Raw genomic sequence first — 1366 nt, forward strand, 5'->3', positions numbered from 1 at the left:
GGGGCAAAGCTGACACAAATGTATCACGATCCGGCCATCTCGTTTGTCGTCAGGCGGCCAACATAACTGTCGTCACACACGGCACCGCCATTCCGCCCGCAACATCAATGCCTTGGCACCAAAAACGGCACTGGTGTCTCGCTACCAGTGCCGTCTGTCTCGCCAAATTACGATGTGCAGACAATAGGTTAGCCCACAGGGGGAGCCATTCCTTTTATCTTGCTCTCGCCCAATCAGTCGCTCATACGGCCCCGACCCTGCGAGACGAAGCTGCTGGTGAGATACTCCGCCTCACACGGTCAGGACTGTAGAGGCGGTCGAAGCGAGAGACAGCGGGCAGAACTCGTCATTCGCACGCTTAATCGAGGGCTATTTTGGCCACGGCATCGTTCTGCCCAAACTTCAGCGTCGAGACGCGGATAAGCGGGTTCGGATTGTTCTCGTTGCGAAATGTTCTTCCTACTATCTGCACCCTAAACGTAATGCCGATCACATTCGGATCATCACCTACTTTCAATCTGAAAAAATCAGAAACATTCTGGGCGGCATCTGGCGAAAGTGATGTTCCTATCGTTTTATCCGGGCATGAGGTGTTGGATATGAAGCTAGTTTGATTTGGGAAGTAGCTGAGATCTGCGTTTCCATCCAAATACTCTTCATTAGCAACAATGCCCCAGCACTTGTCATGGGCTATGCGAATAACCTGTTTTTGGCTGGAGCAAGATGTGAGTGCGCATAAAAATGCCAAACCAATCATTGATTGTTGCATGATGTAACTGCTCTCTCTTTTGATATGCCTTGCGATACCATGCCAGCGACGCATGATCCTTTCGCTCTGCGTTCAATAGATTTACTATAATCATATCCTGACAATCCAGGAACATAGCCTAATCCTTTCACGCCAAAGTGATCTAAAACTCTATCCCCCATTGGATATGCCCGCTTTTCCATAGTCACTCTATCGCGCGGCGATGCACCATATCTGCCATCATCTTCGACATGCTTAGTTTCATGCGCCAGAACAGAGGAACCAACTGCGTAGATAGCGCTGCCGAAACTAACTCCTGACTGCGACGCTATATCTTTCGCAGCCCCATTAATCTGCGCAACATCAAGAGTGACATCCTGCCCAGATGCTTGTCCAAGCGTACCCGTTGCAAGCGCTCCGAAGCCAATGGTGACACCCTCCTGCCCCTTGTTTCCCAATGTAGCTGCGAGGCTTTTCAACGAATCAGAAGCGCCCTTCGCGCCTGCTGCTTCTTTAACCCCCGCAACAAACCTGTCTGCGACACGGCACTGTGTTTTAGACCCATCACATTCATACATCCCAGTCGGGTCTGTGCCATTGACCGGATCGTTTGCGACA

The 1366-nt window shown here is 50.7% G+C and carries 2 protein-coding genes; both read right to left on the bottom strand.

Features of this window, described 5'->3' with window-relative positions; all coding sequences use genetic code 11:
- Nucleotides 1–358: 358 nt before the first annotated feature.
- A complete protein-coding gene (locus EBBID32_RS24085) occupies nt 359–769 on the bottom strand; it encodes a hypothetical protein (RefSeq protein WP_156022519.1) in 411 nt (136 codons plus the stop codon).
- A partial coding sequence (locus tag EBBID32_RS24540) for a hypothetical protein (RefSeq protein WP_196805627.1) occupies nt 754–1366 on the bottom strand: 613 nt, incomplete at its 5' end. The genes EBBID32_RS24540 and EBBID32_RS24085, both read right to left, overlap by 16 nt.

It is taken from the genome of Sphingobium indicum BiD32 (genome assembly GCF_000382885.1).
In the GTDB taxonomy this organism is placed as follows: Bacteria; Pseudomonadota; Alphaproteobacteria; order Sphingomonadales; family Sphingomonadaceae; genus Sphingobium; species Sphingobium japonicum_C.

Coding starts and splice junctions, on each gene's coding strand:
- EBBID32_RS24085 (WP_156022519.1), bottom strand. CDS start 769: ATGCAACAATCAATGATTGGTTTGGCATTTTTATGCGCACTCACATCT.